This is a genomic window from Parabacteroides hominis, assembly GCF_014287585.1.
GTDB classification, from domain to species: Bacteria; Bacteroidota; Bacteroidia; order Bacteroidales; family Tannerellaceae; genus Parabacteroides; species Parabacteroides hominis.
Genome location: NZ_JACOOJ010000028.1, coordinates 1 through 23,715, shown reverse-complemented (window position 1 = coordinate 23,715; position 23,715 = coordinate 1). Strand labels below are relative to the sequence as shown.

19 protein-coding genes are annotated in these 23,715 nt (G+C 47.2%); 14 read left to right on the top strand and 5 right to left on the bottom strand.

Annotated elements, in window-relative coordinates; genetic code table 11:
- Positions 1 to 3: 3 nt before the first annotated feature.
- The 5 genes from H8S65_RS14415 to H8S65_RS14395 all read right to left on the bottom strand — a co-directional run bounded on the left by H8S65_RS14415 (position 4) and on the right by H8S65_RS14395 (position 5,388).
- Positions 4 to 1,725, bottom strand: a complete 1,722-nt coding sequence (locus tag H8S65_RS14415) for a nickel-dependent hydrogenase large subunit (protein WP_186930612.1) — start codon at positions 1,723 to 1,725, stop codon at positions 4 to 6.
- Between the two features lie 47 nt (positions 1,726 to 1,772).
- On the bottom strand, positions 1,773 to 2,870 hold the full coding sequence (locus H8S65_RS14410; RefSeq protein WP_186930611.1) for a hydrogenase small subunit: 1,098 nt from the start codon (positions 2,868 to 2,870) through the stop codon (positions 1,773 to 1,775).
- A gap of 68 nt (positions 2,871 to 2,938) precedes the next feature.
- The gene (gene hypE, locus H8S65_RS14405) at positions 2,939 to 3,979 is read right to left on the bottom strand and encodes a hydrogenase expression/formation protein HypE (protein ID WP_186930610.1); all 1,041 of its coding nucleotides are present in this window, start codon (positions 3,977 to 3,979) and stop codon (positions 2,939 to 2,941) included.
- A 9-nt stretch (positions 3,980 to 3,988) separates the two neighbouring features.
- Positions 3,989 to 5,122, bottom strand: a complete 1,134-nt coding sequence (hypD, locus tag H8S65_RS14400; RefSeq protein ID WP_186930609.1) for a hydrogenase formation protein HypD — start codon at positions 5,120 to 5,122, stop codon at positions 3,989 to 3,991.
- A gap of 35 nt (positions 5,123 to 5,157) precedes the next feature.
- Entirely contained in the window at positions 5,158 to 5,388 is a 231-nt protein-coding gene (locus H8S65_RS14395) for a HypC/HybG/HupF family hydrogenase formation chaperone (protein ID WP_186930608.1), read from the bottom strand.
- Between the two features lie 192 nt (positions 5,389 to 5,580).
- Here H8S65_RS14395 and hypF point away from each other — a divergent pair, with 192 nt between their 5' ends.
- The 14 genes from hypF to epsC all read left to right on the top strand — a co-directional run bounded on the left by hypF (position 5,581) and on the right by epsC (position 23,079).
- Complete coding sequence (hypF, locus tag H8S65_RS14390) at positions 5,581 to 7,863, top strand: carbamoyltransferase HypF (RefSeq protein WP_186930637.1); 2,283 nt, start codon at positions 5,581 to 5,583, stop codon at positions 7,861 to 7,863.
- A gap of 162 nt (positions 7,864 to 8,025) precedes the next feature.
- Entirely contained in the window at positions 8,026 to 8,367 is a 342-nt protein-coding gene (hypA, locus tag H8S65_RS14385; RefSeq protein ID WP_186930607.1) for a hydrogenase maturation nickel metallochaperone HypA, read from the top strand.
- 14 nt (positions 8,368 to 8,381) lie between these two features.
- Positions 8,382 to 9,158 (top strand): hydrogenase nickel incorporation protein HypB, encoded by a 777-nt coding sequence (hypB, locus tag H8S65_RS14380; protein ID WP_186930606.1) that lies wholly within the window; start codon positions 8,382 to 8,384, stop codon positions 9,156 to 9,158.
- A gap of 79 nt (positions 9,159 to 9,237) precedes the next feature.
- Positions 9,238 to 11,298: an acetate--CoA ligase family protein gene (locus tag H8S65_RS14375; protein WP_186930605.1), complete on the top strand. Its 2,061-nt coding sequence runs from the start codon at positions 9,238 to 9,240 to the stop codon at positions 11,296 to 11,298.
- Positions 11,299 to 11,565: 267 nt separating this feature from the next.
- Positions 11,566 to 14,286, top strand: a complete 2,721-nt coding sequence (gene ppdK / locus H8S65_RS14370; RefSeq protein ID WP_186930604.1) for a pyruvate, phosphate dikinase — start codon at positions 11,566 to 11,568, stop codon at positions 14,284 to 14,286.
- 157 nt (positions 14,287 to 14,443) lie between these two features.
- A complete protein-coding gene (locus H8S65_RS14365) occupies positions 14,444 to 14,836 on the top strand; it encodes a LytTR family DNA-binding domain-containing protein (RefSeq protein ID WP_186930603.1) in 393 nt (130 codons plus the stop codon).
- Positions 14,833 to 15,486 carry an FHA domain-containing protein gene (locus tag H8S65_RS14360; RefSeq protein WP_186930602.1) on the top strand — a complete coding sequence of 218 codons (654 nt, stop codon included), beginning with the start codon at positions 14,833 to 14,835 and terminating at the stop codon, positions 15,484 to 15,486. The genes H8S65_RS14365 and H8S65_RS14360 overlap by 4 nt, the downstream gene beginning before the upstream one ends.
- Positions 15,487 to 15,620: 134 nt before the next feature.
- On the top strand, positions 15,621 to 15,860 hold the full coding sequence (locus H8S65_RS14355; protein ID WP_186930601.1) for a hypothetical protein: 240 nt from the start codon (positions 15,621 to 15,623) through the stop codon (positions 15,858 to 15,860).
- Complete coding sequence (locus H8S65_RS14350; protein WP_186930600.1) at positions 15,857 to 16,372, top strand: FHA domain-containing protein; 516 nt, start codon at positions 15,857 to 15,859, stop codon at positions 16,370 to 16,372. Before H8S65_RS14355 ends, H8S65_RS14350 begins: the two co-directional genes overlap by 4 nt.
- A gap of 14 nt (positions 16,373 to 16,386) precedes the next feature.
- A complete protein-coding gene (locus H8S65_RS14345; protein ID WP_186930599.1) occupies positions 16,387 to 17,190 on the top strand; it encodes a PP2C family protein-serine/threonine phosphatase in 804 nt (267 codons plus the stop codon).
- 45 nt (positions 17,191 to 17,235) lie between these two features.
- Positions 17,236 to 19,020, top strand: a complete 1,785-nt coding sequence (locus H8S65_RS14340; protein WP_186930598.1) for a serine/threonine protein kinase — start codon at positions 17,236 to 17,238, stop codon at positions 19,018 to 19,020.
- Positions 19,021 to 19,027: 7 nt separating this feature from the next.
- The gene (locus H8S65_RS14335) at positions 19,028 to 19,975 is read left to right on the top strand and encodes a hypothetical protein (RefSeq protein WP_186930597.1); all 948 of its coding nucleotides are present in this window, start codon (positions 19,028 to 19,030) and stop codon (positions 19,973 to 19,975) included.
- A gap of 12 nt (positions 19,976 to 19,987) precedes the next feature.
- The gene (locus tag H8S65_RS14330) at positions 19,988 to 22,189 is read left to right on the top strand and encodes a Kelch repeat-containing protein (protein ID WP_186930596.1); all 2,202 of its coding nucleotides are present in this window, start codon (positions 19,988 to 19,990) and stop codon (positions 22,187 to 22,189) included.
- Positions 22,190 to 22,191: 2 nt separating this feature from the next.
- Complete coding sequence (gene epsC, locus H8S65_RS14325; protein ID WP_186930595.1) at positions 22,192 to 23,079, top strand: serine O-acetyltransferase EpsC; 888 nt, start codon at positions 22,192 to 22,194, stop codon at positions 23,077 to 23,079.
- Positions 23,080 to 23,715: the final 636 nt, after the last annotated feature.

The following is a 23,715-nucleotide window of genomic DNA, read 5'->3' as shown; positions in this document are numbered from 1 at the left end:
TTTTTAGAACGTGTCCATTTGATGCACATATTTCCCCTCTTCGTCATACAGGTGCACGGCACATGCCAGACAGGGATCGAACGAGTGGATGGTACGGAGAATCTCCAACGGCTGCTTCGGATCATGTATCGGCGTACCGATCAGGGCTGATTCATAAGCGGACAGTTTGCCAATTTCGTCACGTGGAGAAGCGTTCCAGGTAGTCGGTACGACCATCTGGTAGTTCTTCACCTTGTTGTTCTCGATCACGATAAAGTGTGCTAAAGCACCGCGAGGCGCTTCCGTCAGGCCGACGCCTTGGGCATGTTTCGGCCACGCTTCGCTTTCCCACATATAATGGTTGACCATACGGGAGTCGCCGTTTTCGAGGTTCTTGATCAGGCGGTCGTAAAACTCAAGCGCCCAATCGGCCGTGAGCTTCGTTTCCAGCCCGCGGGCAGCTGTACGTCCGAGGGTGGAGAAGAGCGCTTCGGCAGGCAGGTCGAGTTGTTTCAGCGTGTCGTCGATCAGCGATTTTTGCGGCTCCTTGCCGGCGGCATAGGCAACGATCATACGGGCGAGCGGGCCGACTTCCATCGGTTCCTCTTTCCAGCGCGGCGTCTTGATCCAGCTGTATTTGTCTTCAACATTCAGATGCGTGTAAGGGGGGCGGGGACCTGTATAGTTCAGGTTCGTTTCGCCGTCGTACGGGTGCAGGCCGGCTTTATCGCCCTGCGTATAGTTATACCAGGAGTGATAGATATACTCTTTTATTTCTTCCGGAGAGTTGGCATCGACCGGATGCACTTTCGACAGGTCGCGGTCCAGGACGATCCCGCGCGGCATCTTGTAGTTGTCCGTCTCCCCGTATTCGTACATCGGGAAATCGCCATAGGCGAGGTAGTTCTTCACACCGCCGCCTAACTTGCTCCATTCGTCCTTGTAGACATTGGCGATCATCAGCAGGTCGGGGATATACACCTGGTCGATAAAGGTCTTTGCCTCTTGTAACTTTTGTTTGACCAGGTCCAGGCGTTCGGTGTTGATCGCGTTGGCTTCGTTCAGGTCGATACTGCACGGCATGCCGCCTACCAGATAATTGGGATGCGGGTTCTTACCGCCGAATACGGCATGTACCTTGACGATTTCTTTTTGCCATTCGAGGGCTTCGAGATAGTGGGCGACTGCGATCAGGTTCTGTTCGGGAGTCAGCTTATAGGCCGGATGCCCCCAGTACCCGTTGGCGAAGATTCCTAACTGTCCGCTTCCCACGAACTTCGTGAGCCGTTCTTTCAGTGCCGTAAAATAGCCGGTGGAGCTTTTTGGCCAGGGAGAGAGTTTCTGCGCAAGCAGCGAAGCCTCGGCGGGATCGGCTTTAAGGGCGGAAACGACATCCACCCAGTCGAGCGCGTGCAACTGGTAGAAATGGACAACATGGTCGTGCATATACAGCACGGCAGTCATGATATTACGCACCATCTCGGCATTAGGCGGGATGACGATATCGAACGCGTTTTCTACCGCCCGTACGGAACAAAGCGAATGGATGGAGGTACACACCCCGCATACACGTCCTACGAATACCCAGGCGTCACGCGGGTCGCGGTCTTTCACGATCGTTTCGATTCCGCGCACCATCGTGCCGGAGCTATAGGCGTCTTTAATCTTTCCGTTCTCTATATCGGCTTCGATCCGCAGATGGCCTTCTATGCGGGTAAGCGGGTCTACTACTATTCTTTCTGACATGGCTTTTTTGAATTAATAATTGATAATTAAGAATTAAGAGATGAAGATTAGACAGTCGATTTGCTTTCGGGCTCGTCGTTGTCGATCAACTCTTTCTTGCGGATGTTGGTGGCTACGGCATGCACGGCGATACCGGCGACCGTGGCGGCACCGACAGCCAGGCCGATCTGGTCGGCAGTCGCTTCGATACCGAAACCGTGTACATCGGGCAATCGCTTGTAGAAGGGGCTCATATCCCAGAATCCCGCTTCACTACAGCCCAGGCAAGGGTGTCCGCTCTGGATCGGATAGCTGGTGCTTTCGTTCCATTTGATGATACCGCAAGCATTATAGGTGTTCGGCCCTTTACAGCCGACCTTATACAGGCAGTAGCCCCGTTTGGCGTTCTCGTCGTCGAAACTTTCGACAAACAGGCCGGCATCGAAATTGGCACGGCGGTAACACGTGTCGTGCACGCGGCGGCTATAGAACATCTTCGGGCGTCCGAGGGCGTCAAGTTGCGGCATACGGTCGTAGGTCAGCATGTAGACGATCACGCCTGTCATAACATCGGCGATGGGAGGGCAGCCCTGCACGTTCATCAGCGGCTTCCCTTTGATCAGCTTGTGGATGGCTTTTGCCCCGGTGGGGTTCGGATTGGCAGCCTGCACGCAACCGGCAGAGGCGCAGTTGCCCCACGCAATGATCGCTTTCGCCCCTTCGGCACACTCCTCGACGATCTGCATGGCACTCTTTCCGCCGACGCAACAATACGCCTCGTCTTTGGTCGGGATAGAACCTTCGATCATCAGGATGTATTCACCCCAATACTTCTTCATGGTCTCCTCCTTGCAGGCTTCGGCCTGGAAGCCGGAGGCGGCCATCAGCGTTTCCGTATAGTCAAGCGAGATATTATCGAACAGCAGGTTGCCTACCGTGGGATGATAAGAGCGGATGAACGATTCGCTACAGCAGGTGCATTCCTGCAAGTGAAGCCAGATGACAGGGAGCCGGGGCTTCGTTTCCAGTGCTTTTACTACTTGTGCCACTCCACTGGATTCGAGTCCGATCAGAGCGGCAACAGTGGTACAGAATTTCAGGAAATCCCGGCGGGAGATGCCTTTCTGCAGGCATTCTTCGTAGATAGACGGTCTTTTGTGTTCCATATCTTAACTTGTTAATGTTTTAACATTTATTAGTTGGCATGGTGTCGAAGCCTCGGTTGGCACCTGTATCAGCATATCCTCGGCAACTGTTCGCCGCTGAGCATATCGACAATCCTGTAATTACCATACAACGTCTTCATTTTAACCAAAGCATTGCCCTTTTCCGGAATACGGCCGATGATGGCGGCATTCTTTCCTTCCGGGCAGTTCCGCATGATGGCAAGTGCCTGTTCCGCCTTTTCTTCCGGCAGGATCACCAGCACCAATCCTTCGTTTGCTATATAGAGCGGATCGAGACCTAATATCTCCGAAGCGCCGCGTACGGCATCGGGAATGGGTAGCGACGCTTCATCCAGGACGATTTCCACACCGGCTGCCTGTGCGATTTCGTTCAACGTTCCGCTTACGCCGCCTCGTGTCGGATCGCGCAGGACATGGACTTCCTCTATATCTTTTAACAACCCGTCAATCATATTGTTTAACGAAGCTGTGTCACTTTTCAGATTTGTTTCAAAACCCAGACTTTCACGGGCGGAGAGGATGGTGATGCCATGTACGCCGATCGGTCCGCTACAGATGACCACGTCGCCGGGTTGCGCCCTGTCGGGGGCAATGCGGACACCTTCGGGTACGACGCCGATACCGCTTGTATTGATGAAGAGTTTGTCGCATTTGCCCCGTTCCACCACCTTCGTGTCGCCGGCGACGATCTGCACGCCGGCACGTTCGGCTGCCGCCTTCATCGACAGGACGATGCGCCGGAGGTCGGCAAGAGGCAATCCCTCTTCCAAGATAAAGCCGGCAGTCAGGTAAAGCGGACGGGCGCCGCAGCAAGCTAAGTCGTTTACGGTCCCATTGACCGCTAAGTCGCCTATATCTCCACCAGGGAAAAAAACAGGGTCGACCACAAACGAATCGGTCGAGCAGGCCATCCGTCCGGCCTCTACCTGAAAGACGCATCCGTCATGATCCTGTTCCAACAGAGGATTGCGGAAAGCAGGATAGAAGATGCTGCTTATCAGTTGATGTGTCATTCGTCCGCCGCCACCGTGTGCCAATAGCACGCAGTCGGAACCGGAGAAAGGAATGGGGCAATTTGTCGTTATCATATTCTGAATCTATTTATATCTATAATAAGCCGCACAGACACCTTCCGAGGAAACCATCGGCGCGCCGACCGGGTGGTCGGGCGTGCAGAGCGTTCCGAAGAAGGGACAGTCTTTTGTTTGTTTCGTCCCTCGCATAATATCACCGGCGATGCACCGTCCCCTTCCCATGCTCGACGGTTTTTTGTCAGGGCGGACTTGATACGCCGACTCATCCTCGGCATTACTGACCGCTTCAGGCACGGGGAGAAAGTGTGAAGCGTCTTGCCGTGCAAATATCTCTTTCAGTTGTAATCCGCTTTGCGGAATAACTCCGATGCCTCGCCATTCCTGGTCGCAAAGTTCCAGTGTTTCGTCCATCAAGGCGCGGGCCGCCGGATTTCCTTCTTCGGGTACGGCGCGTTTATAAGCATTCTCTACCTTATATATACCTGCTTCCAGTTGAAGCAAACAACGGTAAATGCCTAAAAGCAGGTCGGCAGGTTCGAATCCTGTCACGACCATCGGTGTTTTATATTTCTTAGCGAGGAGATGATACGCCTCATTTCCGGTGATGGCACAAACATGCCCCGCTGTCAGGAAGCCGTCGACACGCGATTCAGGATCGGAGAGGATCGCCTCGATGGCAGGCGGCACAGTGAACAGGGAGGTAAGCAGGTAGAAATTTTCCAACTTCCTCCGTACGGCCTCCTTCAAAGCCATCATGTGTACGGGAGCGGTCGTTTCAAAACCGATCGCGAAGAATATGACTTTCTTGTCAGGATGGCCGGCTGCCAGACTGACGGCATCCAAAGGTGAATACAACATACGGATATCCGCCCCATTGGCCTTGACCTGTAACAGGTCTTCCCGGCTTCCCGGTACGCGCATCATATCACCGAAAGAGGCCAGTATGACATCTGGCCGCTTGGCCAGCCCGATCGCGCGGTCAATGATTCCGACCGGCGTGACACAAACCGGACAGCCCGGCCCATGCAACAGCTTGACTTCCTCCGGCAACATCTCTTCCAGGCGATAACGGGCGATGGCATGTGTCTGCCCCCCGCATATCTCCATGATATGCCAGGGCCTCGTCACCACCTGCCGGATAGCCCGGACGAGCGATTGTACTTGCTCTTTATCTCTGTATTCGTCTATGTATTTCATGACAATGGACAATTTAGTTTGGCTCTTATCCGCATTTAACAGTCAATTGTCAATTGCTTTAAATCTTTCAGCGTTTCTTCCGCCTCTTCCGCATTGACAACGGAAATGGCCATACCGGCATGAGCCAACACGTAGTCGCCAATGGAAACGTCGACCCATTGGACACATATATTTTTTACGATTCCGCTAAAATCCACTTTAGCCATTTTAAGCTCAGGGATGGAGTCATCGAGGCTCAGTATTCTTCCAGGTATTGCGAGACACATATTAGTAAAATCTTTGTTATATTTATCTAACTTCAAAAGTAGGCAATATGTTCTGAAGAAATGTATGATATCACACATTTCTGTTTATCTTTCAGATAGATATAATTTATAAGGGCTATAGAAAATTGCCATCCGCCTTGTTTGCGTATTCCTGTGAAAGGGATTACATTTGTCAAAACGTAAATGAAGAAGATGAAAGAGGAGGAGGTTGTCATATCGATCCTGACCGTCCAGGGTTTAGTGCAGGGAGTAGGTTTCCGCCCGTTTATCTATCGGATAGCCAACGAAATGGGGATATGCGGTGAAGTGGACAACCGGAATAACGGAGTCTGCATCCGGGCCGTCCTTACTCTCGGACAGCGGGAGCTTTTCATCGAACGCATACGTCGTGAACATCCGGTTGTGGCATCCATCCACCGGATAACCGTTTCGGAAAGGATAGAAGCAAAAAATCCATACACAGACTTTCGTATTACCCCCAGCCATTCGGAATCGGACGAAGTGACGCAGGTTGCGCCCGATATTGCCGTTTGCCCCGAATGCTTGCGTGACCGGAAGACACAACCGCACCGCCTGCAATACCCTTTTATCAATTGCACGCATTGCGGACCTCGCTTTTCCATCATCCGTGATCTGCCTTACGACAGAGGCCAGACGACCATGTCGGCTTTCCCGATGTGCCCGGCCTGCCGGAAGGAGTACACGACTGTCAGCGACCGGCGTTTTCATGCTGAGCCTGTTGCCTGCAATCATTGCGGACCGTCTTACTATACATTATATAATAAGGTAAAGGTTACGGACTATCCGGAACTGCTCGACCTTTCTTCCCGTTTGCTTCGCGAGGGCGAAGTGATTGCCGCGAAAGGAATAGGTGGCTATCACCTGATTTGCGATGCGAAAAATGAAAAGGCGGTTTCCCGGCTGCGGGAGATCAAGCAGCGGGATGGCAAACCTTTTGCCGTGCTGTTTCGCGATATGGAGAATATACGCCGGTATGTATTCTTGAATGAGGTGGAAGAAGAATCCTTGCTTTCCTGGCGTCGTCCGATCGTGCTGCTGAAACAACGTCGGCCATTGGCTCCGTCTATCAATCCGGGGATGGAGACTTTAGGATGTATGCTTCCTTATATGCCGATCCATTTCGATTGGTTTGAACGGTTAGACACGCCTGCACTGGTAATGACGAGCGGCAATCTCAGTGAATACCCGATAGCCATTACCCCGGAAGAGGCTGAAAAGCAACTGGCCGGCAAAATTCCCCTTTTGCTCCATCATAACCGCGATATCCATAACCGGGTGGACGATTCGGTGCTGCAAGTTTGCGGCGATCAACCTTGCCTGATACGCCGCTCACGGGGATATGTGCCGGAACCGTTCTTTGCAGATGTTCCGGTTGAAGGAATCTTAGCTTTCGGAGCCGAAAAGGTAAATACGTTTGCCGTAGGGAAGGGAGAAACGATCTTGCAAAGCCAGTATATCGGCGACCTCAAGAATTGGGAGACATATCGATTCTATAAGGAGTCGCTCGAACGCTTTCAGCATCTTTTCCGTTTCCGGCCATCTCTTTTAGTCTGCGATCTGCATCCTGACTACCTTTCTTCCCGTGAGGCGGAACGCTATGCGTCGGATCTTCATCTCCCGTTATTGCGCGTGCAGCATCATCATGCGCACGCTGCCGCTTGTATGCTGGAATACGGGTTGGACGAGCCGGTAATCGCGCTTGTCCTGGATGGAACGGGCTTAGGAGATGACGGCAAAGCCTGGGGCGGCGAGGTCTTCCTTTGTGACCGCCGGGAATATAAGCGGCTTTCGCATCTGGAATACGTACCGCTTCCCGGAGGGGATAAGGCTTCGACCGAGCCTTGGCGCATGGCGGTTGCTTACCTGTGGCATTATTATGGAAACGAGATACCTTTTCCTGCCGGTTTCAAGGAACGGGTAGGAGAAGCGAAGATACAAATGCTTCTGAAAATGATGGAGAAAGGGATCAATACGCCCTATACATCCGGTGCAGGCCGGCTGTTCGATGCCATTGCCTCCTTGCTGGGTGTCTGCGATATCTCCACGCATCAGGCGGAAGCTCCCGTCAAGTTGGAACAATTGGCTTCCGATGAACATCAAAGACGTTATTTTGTTTTAATAGAAGGGGAGTCTATTTCCATGCGTCCCGTATTTGAAGGAATATTGGAGGATCTTGCTGTCGGAATCCCGGCGACGGAGTTATCCGCCCGCTTCCACAATACGTTGGCATGGCTCTTGGTAGAGATGGCTAAACGGTTCAGGAAGCAGACCGGAGCGGACAAAGTCGTGATCTCCGGCGGTTGTTTCCAGAACAGACGTTTGACGGAACAGTTGCAGCGTATGTTTGCCGAAGCAGGTATTCCTCTGTTTGTGCCGGGACGTATTCCCTGCAACGACGGAGGCGTAGCGGTCGGGCAACTGGCGATTGCCGCATCGCAGCAATTGTTTATGTGACAAAAGATAATAAATTACCACCTTTTCCACAGGCATGAAACAAAAGTTTCACCAGCATGAAACAAAAGTTTCTCCGGCATGAAAATTTATTTTCATCGGTATGAAACAAAAAAGTCCTTGGAAGGAAAATAGGAGGAGGCAGTAATGATAAAAAATACAGGTATGCATGAATTATCGATCGCTCAAAGTATTGTTCAGCTATCCGAACAACAGGCTCGCGAACATCATTCTTCGCAGATAGAAGAAGTGGAACTCGAGATAGGTCGTCTTGCTGGAGTGGAGTTGCAAACATTGGAGTTTGCGATGGAAAGTGCAGTGAAAGGTACTTTGCTCGAAAAAGCAAAGATCATCCGCCGCTATATAGACGGGGAAGGACAGTGCAGCGATTGCGAAACGGTCTTTCCTGTGGGGAATTTGTTTTCTCCATGCCCCAATTGTGGTTCTTATTTGGTAAATATCACAAAGGGGCGGGAACTTCGGATCAAATCAATTGTTGTAAAATAAAAAGACAAACGCTTATGTGTGGAACTTGCGGATGCGGAGAGCATCATCATCACGATCACAATCATGACCATGATCACGAACACGGACATGAACATCACCACCATCATCACGATGAAGGAAAAGTAATAACGCTGGAACAGGATATTCTCCAGCGCAATAATCTGTTGGCCGAACGTAACAGAGGCTATTTCGAGGCGAAACATATCTTCTGCCTGAATCTGATGAGTTCGCCAGGCTCCGGTAAGACGACCTTATTGAAAGAGACGATACGCCGGTTGACTTCCGGTACGGCTCGCGAATTACCCTCGCAAATCTGCGTCATCGAAGGAGACCAGCAGACCTCGAATGATGCCGACCGCATTGCCGCCCTTGACGTCCCCGTTTTCCAGGTCAATACCGGAACCGGTTGCCATCTGGAAGCCGATATGGTGAATCACGCCGTCAAGCATCTGAATCCCTCCGACGGTTCCCTCCTGTTTGTGGAAAATGTAGGCAACCTCGTTTGCCCCGCCATGTTCGATCTGGGAGAGGCGAAGAAAGTCGTTATCGTCAGTACTACCGAAGGGGATGACAAACCGTTGAAATATCCCCATATCTTCCTGGAAGCGGATATCTGCGTGATCAACAAAATCGATCTGGCGCCTTATCTGGACACGGATGTGGAGACGCTGCGCAATAACGCATTGAAGGTAAATCATCACTTGCAAATATTCGAAGTGTCTGCAACAAAAGGCACGGGAATGGATGTCTGGTGCGATTGGCTGGTGGAAGAATGTGCAAAATGTAAATAAATTACCCCGGATTTGATGGATAAACGGAGAAATAAACTATATTTGTTCCCATTCATTGAACCAAATTAATCAAAATGTCATGATTAACCGAGAATTAATTAATCCTCAGAGCATCGTAGTGGTGGGAGGATCCAATAATGTGCATAAACCGGGTGGCCGTTTGGTCCGTAATCTGCTGGACGGGAAGTATAAAGGCGAACTGTATGTCGTAAATGCCAAAGAAGACGATGTGCAGGGCCTGAAATCCTATCATTCGGTGCACGATATCCCGGAAACGGAACTGGCAATCATCTCTATTCCCGGTCCGGCCTGCCCGGAAGCGGTGGATGTGCTTGCCAAACAGAAAAATGTAAAGGCGTTCATCGTTATTTCGGCCGGTTTCGGAGAGGAAACGCATGAAGGGGCGATACTGGAAGAACAGATGCTGAAGAGTATTAACGAAGCCGGTGCTTCATTGATCGGCCCGAATTGCATCGGTTTGATGAATATGCACTATCACGGCGTCTTTACCCAGCCGATCCCGGAATTTCATGCAGACGGGGTCGATTTCGTTTCCAGTTCAGGCGGTACGGCGCTTTTCATTATCGAATCGGCATTGACAAAAGGACTTCGTTTTTCTTCCGTCTGGTCTGTCGGTAATTCCAAGCAGATCGGTGTGGAAGAAGTGATCGAATATATGGACCGCAACTTTGACCCGGTTCTCGACTCCAAAATAAAGATGCTTTATATCGAGCAGATCAAAAATCCCGATAAACTCCTGTATCATGCTTCTTCTCTGATCCGCAAAGGTTGCCATATCGCTGCGATCAAGGCTGGAAGTACGGATGTCGGCAAACGTGCCGCTTCTTCGCATACGGGAGCGATCGCCAGTTCGGATTCGGCAGTGGAAGCCCTGTTCCGTAAAGCAGGTATCGTGCGTTGCTTCAGCCGTGAGGAATTGACGACTGTTGCCAGTATCTTTACTTTGAAAGAGGTGAAAGGCAAGAATTGTGCGATTATCACACACGCCGGAGGACCTGCCGTCATGTTGGCGGATGCCTTGGAAAAGGGACGCCTGAACGTGCCAAAACTGGACGGCCCGCTTGCTGCGGAATTAAAGTCCAAGTTATATCCGGGAGCCGCCGTCGGCAATCCGATAGATATCATCGGTACAGGTACTCCCGAACATCTGGCCACCGCTATCGATTTCTGTGAAAACCGCTTTGAAGACATCGACCTGATGATGGTTATCTTCGGCAGTCCGGGATTGGTAAAACTATACGATACGTACGAAGTGCTTCATAAGAAAATGGAAGAGTGCAAGAAACCGATTTTCCCGGTATTGCCTTCTATCGTAACGGCGGGTCCGGAAGTGAAAAGCTTCGTGAAGAAAGGACATGTGAACTTTTCTGATGAAGTGACATTGGGAACAGCCCTCTCGCGTGTGCTCAATACGCCGAGGCCCATGAGTACGGATATCCAGTTGTATGGTGTCGATGTTCCCGAAGTCCGCCGTATTATCGACCGGTTGCCGGGCAGCGGCTATTTGAATCCCGAAGAAGTCCGTACTTTGTTGAAAGCTGCCCAGATACCGTTGGTGGAAGAGTTCACGTCGACCGATCGCGACGAACTGGTAGCTTTTGCCAAGAGAGTGAAGTTCCCGGTTGTAGCTAAGGTTGTCGGTCCTATACATAAGAGCGATATGGGGGGCGTCGCCCTGAATATCCGCAGTGAAGAACATCTGATTTTCGAATATGAACGGATGATGCGTTTGCCTGATGTGACAGCCGTTATGGTACAGCCGATGTTGAAAGGGCAGGAGTTGTTCTTGGGAGCCAAGTATGAAGACCGTTTCGGGCATGTCGTGCTTTGCGGTCTGGGAGGAATTTTTGTTGAAGTGCTGAAAGACGTGTCTTATGGCTTGTCTCCTTTGTCGTATGACGAGACTTATTCCATGATCCGTTCCCTGCGCGGTTATCCTATTATAAAAGGTACGCGTGGCCAGCGGGGAGTGGATGAACAGCAATATGCGGATATCATAGTCCGCCTGTCTACGCTGCTCCGCTTTGCTTCCGAAATCAAGGAGATGGACATTAATCCTCTGGTTGCAACCGAGCGCGGACTGTTTGCCGTAGACGCACGTATCCGGATCGAGAAATAATAAATCTCAGATAACATCTTGATACTAAATAGCCTGCATTCCGAAAGTCTTATAAAAAACTTTCGGAATGCAGGCTATTTCTTTTAGGCTTTAAAAATTTCCGCACGCAAATGTAGTTATTTACCGAACATAGATGGTCAAAAATAGTTGTAAAACATCTAAAATTATTTAACCATATATATCTATGCGATCTTTAAATAGCATATATTTGCAGTATTGCAATCTGGAGATAGCAAAACTAAAATCTAAAATTAAATACTGTCGAATATGGAAAGAAAAAGAGTTTACACGTTCGGAAATGGAAAAGCCGAAGGTAAAGCGGATATGAGAAATCTGCTGGGTGGTAAAGGTGCTAACCTTGCCGAAATGAATCTGATTGGTGTCCCGGTTCCTCCGGGATTTACAATTACCACAGAAGTATGTTCCGAATACTATGATTTAGGAAAAGACAAAGTGGTTGAATTGTTGAAATCAGATGTTGAAAAAGCGATTGCTAATATCGAAACATTGATGAATTCAAAGTTTGGAGATGTAGCCAATCCGTTATTGGTATCCGTTCGTTCCGGAGCCCGCGCTTCCATGCCGGGTATGATGGACACAATCCTGAACTTAGGTTTGAACGATGAAGTGGTCGAAGGCTTGAGCCGTAAGACAAACAATCCCCGGTTTGCATGGGATTCATATCGCCGTTTCGTTCAGATGTACGGAGATGTCGTGCTGGGTATGAAACCGACCAACAAGGAAGATATCGATCCGTTTGAAGCAATTATCGAAGAGGTAAAGGAAGCCAAAGGCGTTAAACTTGACAATGAGCTGGATGTGGAAGACCTGAAGACGCTGGTTGCTAAATTCAAAGCGGCTGTCAAAGCTCAGACCGGCAAAGATTTTCCGACTTCTGCATACGAACAGCTTTGGGGCGCTATCTGTGCCGTGTTTGACAGCTGGATGAACGAACGCGCCATCCTTTATCGTAAGATGGAAGGTATTCCTGCCGAATGGGGTACGGCTGTCAGCGTGCAGGCTATGGTGTTCGGTAATATGGGCGATACTTCCGCTACCGGCGTATGTTTCTCTCGTGATGCCGGTAATGGCGAAGACCTGTTCAATGGCGAATATCTGATTAATGCACAAGGGGAAGACGTTGTGGCAGGAATCCGTACACCGCAACAGATCACCAAGATCGGTTCGCAGCGTTGGGCGGAACGTGCCGGTATTTCAGAGGAAGACCGCGTAGCCAAATATCCTTCAATGGAAGAAGCCATGCCGGAAATCTATAAACAACTGGACGAACTGCAAACGAAACTGGAAAACCATTATCACGATATGCAGGATATGGAATTCACCGTACAGGAAGGAAAACTGTGGTTCCTGCAAACCCGTAACGGAAAGCGTACCGGTGCTGCAATGGTTAAAATTGCGATCGACCTGTTGCATCAGGGCATGATTGACGAGAAAACGGCTCTGAAACGTATCGAACCGAATAAATTGGATGAGTTGCTTCACCCGGTATTCGATAAATTGGCTGAAAAACAAGCGAAAGTTTGGGTGAAAGGTTTGCCGGCATCCCCAGGAGCTGCTACCGGACAGATCGTGTTCTTTGCCGATGATGCTGCAAAATGGCATGCTGACGGCAAGAAAGTCGTAATGGTCCGCATCGAAACATCTCCTGAAGATTTGGCGGGTATGGCTGTTGCCGAAGGTATCCTGACTGCCCGCGGCGGTATGACTTCACACGCTGCCGTTGTTGCCCGCGGTATGGGTAAATGTTGCGTATCCGGCGCCGGAGCTTTGGAAATCGATTATAAGAATAAGACTGTCGAAGTGGATGGCGTTAAGCTGAAAGAAGGCGACTATATTTCTATCAACGGAACGACCGGTACGGTTTATGTAGGGAAGGTTGAAACAAAGGCTGCTGAACTGTCCGGTGATTTTGCCGAACTGATGGCATTGGCTGACAAATATACAAAGTTGCAGGTCCGTACGAATGCCGATACTCCGCACGATGCTACGATCGCACGCAATTTTGGAGCCGTAGGTATTGGTTTGTGCCGCACGGAACATATGTTCTTCGAAGGTGAAAAGATCAAGGCTATGCGTGAAATGATCCTGGCGGAAGATGCGGAAGGACGTAAGAATGCTCTGGCAAAGATCCTGCCTTACCAGAAAGAAGACTTCAAAGGTATTTTCAAGGCAATGGCCGGTTGTCCGGTAACCGTACGTCTGCTCGATCCTCCTTTGCACGAGTTCGTTCCTCATGATATGAAAGGCCAGGAAGAAATGGCGGAAGCAATGGGCGTATCGGTCAAAGAAATTCAGAAACGCGTGGAATCGCTTTGCGAACATAACCCGATGTTAGGACACCGTGGTTGCCGTTTAGGTAATACATATCCTGAAATCACGGAAATGCAGACACGTGCCATATTGGGAGCTGCCCTTGAACTGAAGAAAGAAGGTATCGAAGCAAAACCTGAAATCATGGTTCCGCTGACGGGTATCTTATACGAATTCAAGGAACAGGAAAAAGTGATCCGCAAAGCAGCTGCACAATTGTTCGAGGAAATGGGAGACAGCATCGACTTCAAAGTCGGTACGATGATCGAAATCCCGCGTGCCGCATTGACTGCAGACCGTATTGCTTCTTCTGCCGAGTTCTTCTCGTTCGGGACAAATGACCTGACACAGATGACCTTCGGTTACTCTCGCGACGATATCGCTTCCTTCCTGCCGGTTTACCTGGAAAAGAAGATTCTGAAAGTCGATCCGTTCCAGGTTCTCGACCAGAATGGAGTAGGACAATTGGTCCGTATGGCTACCGAAAAGGGGCGTGCTATCCGTCCGGACTTGAAATGCGGTATTTGCGGCGAGCATGGCGGTGAACCTTCTTCCGTGAAGTTCTGCCACAAAGTAGGATTGAACTATGTATCCTGTTCACCGTTCCGCGTTCCGATCGCACGCATTGCGGCGGCGCAAGCGGCTTTGGAAGATTAATGATTTGGATTCATACATGGCGGGGAAGGATTTCTCCGCCAGATTGTATTGAATATCCGGGTGAAAAATAAATTTTTCTGTCCGGATATTTTTTTAGATCCCGCAAAATAGCGTACATTTGTTTTCTGATGATGAACGAATAAACAATATCTTACGTATGGAGCGATATTTAATAATTAAGACGAGAGATGAATTATTGCGTATTAAAATAGGGCAGATCCTCTATTTTGAAGCAGATAGAAATTACACCAAATTACTATTATCCAACGGGATTCAATTCACATTTGCAATTAATATAGGGAAAATTGAAGAAATATTGGAGAAACAGGTGGCAGGCTGTAACGCAATCTTGATGCGTGTAGGCAAAAGCCATATCATTAATAAAAATCATATCCTACAGATAAATCTGCCTAAGCAAAAATTATTATTACTGACGCATGACGGGAAACCGAGAGAATTAGTAATATCCAAAGACCCTTTGAAGGTGTTGAAAGATACGCTTGAGAAGGAAATGCTAAAACCAGAAGAACCAAAAGTTGTTACGGAATGATCATTAAGGTTGGAAAAGCAAACGATAATGATTTTGTAGTAAACGACCCTCATGTCAGCCGATACCATGCAAAGCTGGTTCGTGAAGAAGGGGGATGTTGGCTGCTTGAAGATTTGGGGTCGACAAACGGGACATTTGTCAATGGTTCCCAGATCGTTAAGAAACATGTTACTCCCAGCGATACGATCAAGTTGGGAGACTATTATGTGTTGAACATATCCGAAGCCTTGAAGTCCAACAATGATTACAGCGAGGAGTTTGCAGCACTGAAGCAGGTGTACGATAATTACATTCAAGCAAAGGTTAAGATACAATCCTCTAACCAATTTAAAACCAGATTGTTCCAGTCTCTTCCGTTTGCCCTTCCCGGTGTAGTGGGGGTTGTGATCGGTTTTCTTGGGAAAGGAAGTCCGGAATTGTTCGGACTGAGCCTCTTTATCACGATCTGCGCCCCGACAGTCGGTATTTATCTGGGCGCGAAACAGTCGGCCAAGATACCGCAGCTGCTGCAAGATTTGACCAATCAATTCAAAATCGACTATGTTTGCCCCAAGTGCGGAACGTTTTTAGGTGAAATACCCTGGGAATCATTGCGCAATAGAAAACAATGCCCGATGTCCTCCTGTAAGGCTAAATGGGTGAGCGAATAGGATTCCGTTTCATATACTAAAAGTAATACTTTCGTACAGTAAACCCAAACATTTGATTATAAGGAACTATTTTGTGTTTGGATGTCAATCCGTTTCCTTACTTTTGTTTCCAGAAAATTTAATTATAACATTTTATGCAAGAAGAGGATTACACATTCGTGACTTTAGACAGCGACGACGCTATGCTGACCGACGCTGTTATCGTGGATGTGGACGGGGGAAACGACTTGTCGGATGTTGTAATGATTGACGAAAGTATTGATGTTTCTGATTTTATTACATTATCTGATGACACTGTTATGTTGTCCGATGCAGACATGCTGGATACATATTCAACCGATATTGACGGATCTGATATATCGTTTATTTTATGATTTCCGTTAAATGTCCACATTGCCATGTTGGGTTAAAGGTAGACGAGGGGAAAATTCCCCTCGATATCACCTCTTTCAAGTGCCCGAAGTGCAAACAACCGATTCCTGTCTCTCTACTGTCTATGGAGAAAGGAAGTGCCGCATCTGAATCGGAAACGGTTCTGATACAGCCCCTTCGTATGACGACCGGACGTCTCTCTGTAATTGCAAATGCTGATACGCCGGAGCAAACTTTCCCCCTTCAGGAAGGTGTCTATATTATCGGACGAAAATCCAATGCATCCACTGCTACGATCGGTATTGTGACGACTGATAAATCAATGAGCCGGGAACATATCCGGATCGAAGTGAAAAAAGATGCCAAAGGAGGCTATAAACATTATCTTTCTGACAATAATAGTAAAAATCATACGTTATATAATAGCAATTACTTAGAGAATGGAGAGATTGTCGTACTCAATAATAATGATGAAATTATTATCGGTCGCACAGTTCTCCGGTTTAATGAATAAAAATAGTCTATGCTATGAATATAACGATCGGCAAACCCTGGGCAGTCAGCGAAAAAGGAGGCAGATTGAATAATGAAGATTCCATCTTTCCTCTGCCGGAGACGGCAAACTCCAATCAGAACTTATTTTTGGTATGTGACGGTGTCGGTGGCGCTGAAAAAGGAGAGATTGCAAGTTCGTTGGCTTGCGAGTCTTTCCAGACTTTTTTCTCGACTTTTCGTGAAGGTGAGCCGAGTGCAGGTTTTATAAACAAAGCAATTCGTTATACCGAAGCGCGTTTTGATGATTATGTGGCAATTCATCCGGAAGCCAAAGGAATGGCTACTACTCTGACAATGACCTTTGTAGGCTCGGTCGGCATAACCTTGGCGCATGTGGGAGACAGCCGGATTTACCACTTCCGGAAAGGCGAAATCTTATTCCGGACCGAAGACCATTCGTTGGTCAATTCGTTGGTGAAATTAGGAAAAATCACCCGTGAAGAGGCTGCGCATCACCCGCAGCGAAATGTAATCATACGGGCCATCCAGGGGACAGACCACCCGACGGAGGCCGATGTTGTGCTTTTGAACGATATCAAGGCTGGTGATTATCTGTTTATGTGTTCGGACGGTGTACTCGAACGTATTAACAATGAGGAACTTTCTGATATATTCAAGCATTCAGGCAACCCGGAAGAGATTAAAAATGCAATCATGTCCGCTTGCAGCGGAAAAACACGCGATAACTTTTCTTTTTATATCATACCTATACAAAATGTGTTAGATTCCACAGGAATTAAGCAAAATATTCTTTCTTTCCTTTATTCTTTTATATAAATAGCGTAATTTTGGCAGATTAATAGAATTGCGCATAGTATAGTTATGAATTTGCCAAACGGACATGTTCTTCAGAATGGAAAATATCGGATCACTCATGTAATTGGTCAGGGCGGCTTTGGTATAACTTACAAAGGCGTCTGGTATACGGAAGTGAAGGGCTCGTTAGGAACTGTGCAAACAGAGGTGCCTATTTGTATAAAAGAATACTTCTTTAAAGACTATTGTTACAGGGAAGCAGAATCTTTTGCTGTCAAGGTACATTCCGAGACGGGAAGGGTTCTTTTCGATAAATTCAAGGAGAAACTTATCAAGGAAGCCAAGATACTTTCTGAAGTCCACCATCCCCATATAGTGAATGTGCTGGAAGTTTTCGAAGAAAACGACACGGCTTATATTGCCATGGAATATATTTCCGGCTGCTCCCTCAAGTATATGATGGACAGGGAAGGCGTATTGCCGGAAACGAAAGTTCTCAGGTATGTTCGCCAGATTGGAGAAGCACTCCAGTTTGTACACGAAAAGAACATTCTTCACTTGGATATCAAACCCAGCAATATCCTGATCGACTCGTCAGGGAAAGCGCGTCTGATCGATTTCGGCGTAAGCAAGCGATACGACATCGAGCAACAGGAAACAAGTACGACCATGCTTACCTTGTCAAAAGGCTTTGCCTCGATCGAGCAATATGATAACGAAGGAACACAGAGTTTTTCTCCCTGCCCGGATATCTATTCGCTGGGCGCTACCATGTATAACCTGTTGACAGGAAAGATTCCGACCGAATCTATTTTGCGGGCAACGCGCCCTTTGCTGAATCCGTCTGAACTGAATAAGGATATATCGCCTAAGACGGAAGCTGCCATAATCAAGGCAATGCAAATCATTCCGACCGATCGTTTCCAGACGGTAGCCGAAATGATGGCAGTATTAGACCTTCCTGCGGAAGAAGAAGAAACACCCGCGAATGGATTGCAAAACACAGACGGGCAGGAAGCGGATGATGAGACAACGGTCATACACCAAAGTGAACAACCGCCTCAGAATGAGGATGACGAAGATCGTACGATTGTAAACAACGAAGAAATTATCTCTCAGCCCCGTAAGAAAAACAGAAAAGGGATGCTGATATCCGTGGTTATTGCTATATTTGCCTGCATAGGATCTGCTGTCGCTTTTCTGGTACAGGGGAACAAGACCTCTACGAAACCGGATGTAACGGAGTTGATTAATCCGGTTGAAGAAGAGAAAGATTCTGAACAACCCCTTCTGGAAACAACCGTTCCGGAGGTAAAAAAAGAAGAATCTCCGCAAAAGGTTACACCCGTAGTTCTTGATGAACCCCGGAAACAACCGGAGACAAAGCAGGTCCCGGCTGAAGAGAATAAAATAACAATACAGCCAGCACAGCCTACTGCCGAAGAAATTGATGCGGAATATGCCGCTTTAATAGCATCCGGCAAGGAGAAGATGGGAAAAGCTGACTTTACGAATGCAAAGAAAGATTTCACGAAAGCGAAAGAAACCAAGTTGACGGAAGAAGTCGTACGCCTCCTGATCTCTTGTGACGAGAAGGAAGCTGCCAAACTCTTGGCCGACAGGAAAGCTCAGTATGAGATGAAGAAGACTTTCGGGAACTTTACAATTGTACGAAAGAAATCGACCATGTTATACGGGGCGATCGATTCGGATGCCAACGAGCGTATTCCATGTAAATACCGCAATGTTGGGATTGCCGAAAATGGCCGCGCTTTCGAACGTCAGGATGGCTTGTTCGATATCTATAATGCTGATGGTGTATTGATAAATGAAGGATCAACGTATTATTAACGTGTTTATGAAGAGACTTTGGATTTTGACTCTTTTTGTTGTGTTGCCGATGTGTTTGTTGGCCCAACAAAAAACAGAATATAACAGAAAAGGTGACGAGGCGATGAAACGCCTGGACTATAGCGATGCAAGGATGTGGTATGAAGAAGGTGTCGTGCAATGCGACCCTTACAGTATCGGGCAGCTCACGTCGATTTGGTTAGCCAACCAGCGGATGCGCCCTTCGATGCATAGTCTGATGAACAAGTGCCGGGCTTGCCTGGAACTGATGGCTAATAATAAGGATACGACAGCTATTTCGCAGTTGATAATCTATTATACCGAGGGTATAGGAACTTCCAAAAATGAAACTTTGGCAAAGTCCTGGCAAGACCGTCTGGAAACACTCCGCAAACCGGTGGAACCTGTCTTCTATCCCTCTGCCAATCAAATAAAGCCGGACAAACCCAAAGAACCGATGAAGTTTTTTGTCGGTTATGCCTATTCCATAGAGGCTCCTTATGGTTTGACAGTGGGAGGCGTGAAGTCCCGTTTGGGTTGGTTTGTACGTTTTAAAACCAATTTAGGTTTTAAGGACTACGACGGTGAATGCCGGGGAACAGATGAGTATGTCGGCTCTGCGCCCGATAATCCATTTCATTTCACGAACAAGAAGAAGGTGAATAGCTATGCCGGAACGGCTGGTTTGGTTGTTAAATGCACATCCTGGTTATATACATCCGTAGGTTTGGGATATGGCAGTCGGGAATTGCTATGCGAATATACCACGATCGACAATTCGGATTATAGAATAGAAAAATCCTATTGGGCGAAGAATTTGGATCATTCTTATAGCGGGTTGGCTGCTGATCTGGATGTAATGGTAAAGTTCGGTCCTGTATTTGTAAGTGCGGGGTGCAATACGCTGAATTTTAAATATGTTGATTTGAATGCCGGTATCGGTCTATTTTTCTAATAAGGATAATTTATGAAATACATATACTCAATCTTTTTATCAGTTGTTTCATTTTTATGGGTGCTTTCCGGATGTGTGGAAGATCCGGATATGGATACGCGCTTGCAGAATGCAAAGGCTCCGGAGGTTTCTGAGACTTCAATGGAAGGAGAAGCTTATGCTTCTTCGATTACCTTAAAGGCTCAGATAATGAAAGAAAACGGTCTGCCTGTAAAAGAATGTGGGGTTTGTTGGAGTACCCAAGAGGGGACGGAACCGCTTGATAACATGCGCAACAAGCGATATGCAAAAGCTGATAAAATCGAAAACCATAATTTTACAGTTACTATGTCCAATTTGGAAGATAGTACAAAATATTATGTATATGCCTATGCTATTAATGCTGTAGATACTGCATTTTCAAAAACAGAAGGAGCGTATACGACAATAAACGGCATTGGTGAAGTTGCGACTTTGGACGTGGATAGCACTACTGTAAAAGCAACTTCCGCCTGGATGAAAGGAAAAGTCAAGAACAAGGGAGTCGGCATTGAAAAATTAGGTTTCTACTACAAGAAAAAAGAGCAAACCGGAAATATCGAACCTTCGGATCAAGATTCAATTATCACATACGAGGGGAGCGACCTGGCAACTGTCGATACTTTCTCCTGCCAGATTACGAATCTGGAGCCGGAGACTTGGTATTATGTTCGTGCTTTTGCCAAAAATCAGTTTGGCGAGTTTGCTTTTAATGTAGATTCTTTCCGGACTACAGATGGCAAGCCTTTGGTAGGCAAACTGAGTTTGATAAAGGATAGTACGACTTTCACCACTGCCGATCTCTCTGCTTTCTTGATTAATGAAGGAGATGCGCCTGTCAGTGCCTATGGTTTTTGCTGGAGTGTCGAGGAAGAGCCGACGATAGAGGCCGATACGGTTATTTGTACGAACATTACAGATGACGGCAATTTTACAGGAAGAATCCGGGGCTTGGAATCGGCTAAGAAATATTATGCACGCGCCTATGCCGTGAATGAGTTCGGCACTGTATATAGTGAAGAAGAAATTACGATTTCAACAAAAAGCGAAAAACCGAATATCATAACATTCCCTATCACTCCAGATTCGATCAAAAGCAACGGAACGGTTCATATCGGCGGGGAGTTGCAGAATGGAGGTAAAAGTGCTGCTGTTGAGTGGGGTATTTGTTGGTCTTCAAGCAATAAGGAACCGAGTATCAAGGATAATCATGTTGCTGTAGACGATACGCTTTTCATGTATGCATTGCCTTCGTTAAAGGGAGCCACAGTCTATTATGCAAGAACTTATGCTACAAATGAAAGCGGTTTGACCGGTTATGGAGAAACTAAATCTTTTACCACTCCGAATATTTTTGAAAGTAAAAATATTTATCCGGGAGCTAATAGGCAATTCTCTGCCGGATTTACTCTCAACGATCGTATCTATGTCGTAGGGGGAGACTTAGGTGGCGAACGCAGCAAAGAGATGTTTGGATATAATATAGAGTCAGATGAATGGATTTCTATGGCCGATTGTCCTAATGCTTACTCTCAAATGAGTGCTACAGTTTATGGAAATCAGGCATATATTCTTGGCGGTATCGACAAACAAACAATAGGGACTAATTGCCAGATATACAATTTGGACAACAATTGGTCGGATCCTGCCCAATATTCATTACCGGAAGGCCGTTTCGGTTCCGTCAGCTTCGTCTATCGAGACTCTTTGTATGTTCTGGGGGGATCGAATGGAATCAACAATATGGATAAGATATTGCGCTACGATCTGTCCTCACCGGATGGGGCTTGGGAAGTAATCGCTGAATTTCCGGTTCGTCAGCGCGGTGGTATTGTCCAAGTTGTAGGAGATAAGGTTTATGCCGGATTGGGAGAAGACGGAAGTGGTATAAGAAACGGTTTCTGGGAATCTTCCGATAGTTTGAAAATCTGGAATCCGATATCTATTCCTGATAAAATAGGCAGCGTCTCATCTGGTGTCTATGATGAACAGAGAAACAGCTTTTTCATGATTGATAATAACGGGAAGATATGGGAATATAATTTGTCAAGTCGTGAATGGACGGATCGTTCTTTATTGGGTTATCGCATGAACAATTACCATATGTTTATGTTGAATGGTATAATCTATATTTTGGGGCAGGATCTTTATTATGCCAACAAATTTATCATGTATAATCCGATATGGGATAATTAATCATGAACAGGACAAAGATATTAGAAGAGATTCAAAAAAACGTAGAACTCTTATCGACTACAGGTTTAGCGGAGTATAAATACATTCCGCTACACCAGAAACCCTCGCCGTCGGTAACGGCGTTGCGAGAGATCATGAGCCTGCTTCGCAAGGTTATTTTCCCCGGTTTCTTCGGGACGGAGCAGGAGGCACAGACGGATTCCATACAATATTATACAGGCGTATATCTGGAGCAGGTATATGACCTGTTGCTGGAACAAATCTATAACGGCCTGTGCTTTGAAGTCGAACGTTGTTGCGACTCCAAGGACCGGGCTTCGGAAATAGCCATCGCTTTCATTAATAAGATTCCGCATATCAAGTACCTATTATCGACGGATGTGAAAGCAATCTTAGATGGCGATCCGGCAGCCAAAAGCCCCAGCGAGATTATTTTCTGCTATCCGGCCATACATGCTATTCTTTATCAGCGGGTAGCTCATGAACTGCTGAAACTCGGTGTGCCTGTGATTCCGCGTATTATAACGGAAATGGCTCATTCGGATACGGGAATAGACATTCATCCGGGAGCGCAGATAGGTGAGTATTTCAGTATCGATCATGGAACAGGTGTCGTGATCGGGCAGACGGCTGTTATCGGGAATCATGTCCGCCTGTATCAAGGCGTAACATTAGGAGCAAAGAACTTTACCCTGGACGAAGAAGGGTTGCCTCTGGACGTTCCGCGCCATCCGATCATCGAAGATCAGGTTACGATTTATTCCAATGCCTCTATCTTGGGAAGGATCACAATCGGCCACGGTTCCGTGATCGGCGGCAACATCTGGTTAACCCATAGCGTTCCACCCAACTCCAAGGTATTGCAGACGCGTGCTGTCGAAGGTGAATAACCGAACCAAATGCAGCTGTCCATAAAGGAGGAAATACCTCTCGAAAACAAATCTTTTTGTTTTATGGTTCACCTTCACAATGTTTGTAAATGACTAATGTACAGCGTTTTTCTGTGAACCCTGTGAATGTGGTTTACAAAGAAACAGAAAAAACAAGAACTCATCACTGCCTTCACAGGGTTCACAGCAACCGGCAGTTATTTAATGAGTTACAGAGTGTGTGAAGGTGAATGCAATTTTTGTAAAACGACTTATATATGTGTTTTTATGGGACAGGAGCTGTAAAATATTCCCTTAGGGCTATATTTTACAGCCTATAGGCTATACTGGAAAAGATACCGTCCCGTCAGTGAAAAGGTGCATACTTTTACCGGAAGGAGTCAGCACCTTTTTCCAAACAGATAATTATCCCTTTCATGATCGGAAAGCATCCTTTTTTAAAAGATATATGTTTCGAATTCAAAACGTCTATGCTTTGCAATTAAAACATAGGTGTTTTGAAACAAGGATAAAAGCAATGTCTATTCCTAAAATCACTTGTCATTTTTTGGGTAGTTAAACGACTTCACTTGTCAATACTATTTCAGTTACCCTGGCTCGCTTGTCACCTCTGCTTAATTGTCCCGAAAGGCTTGT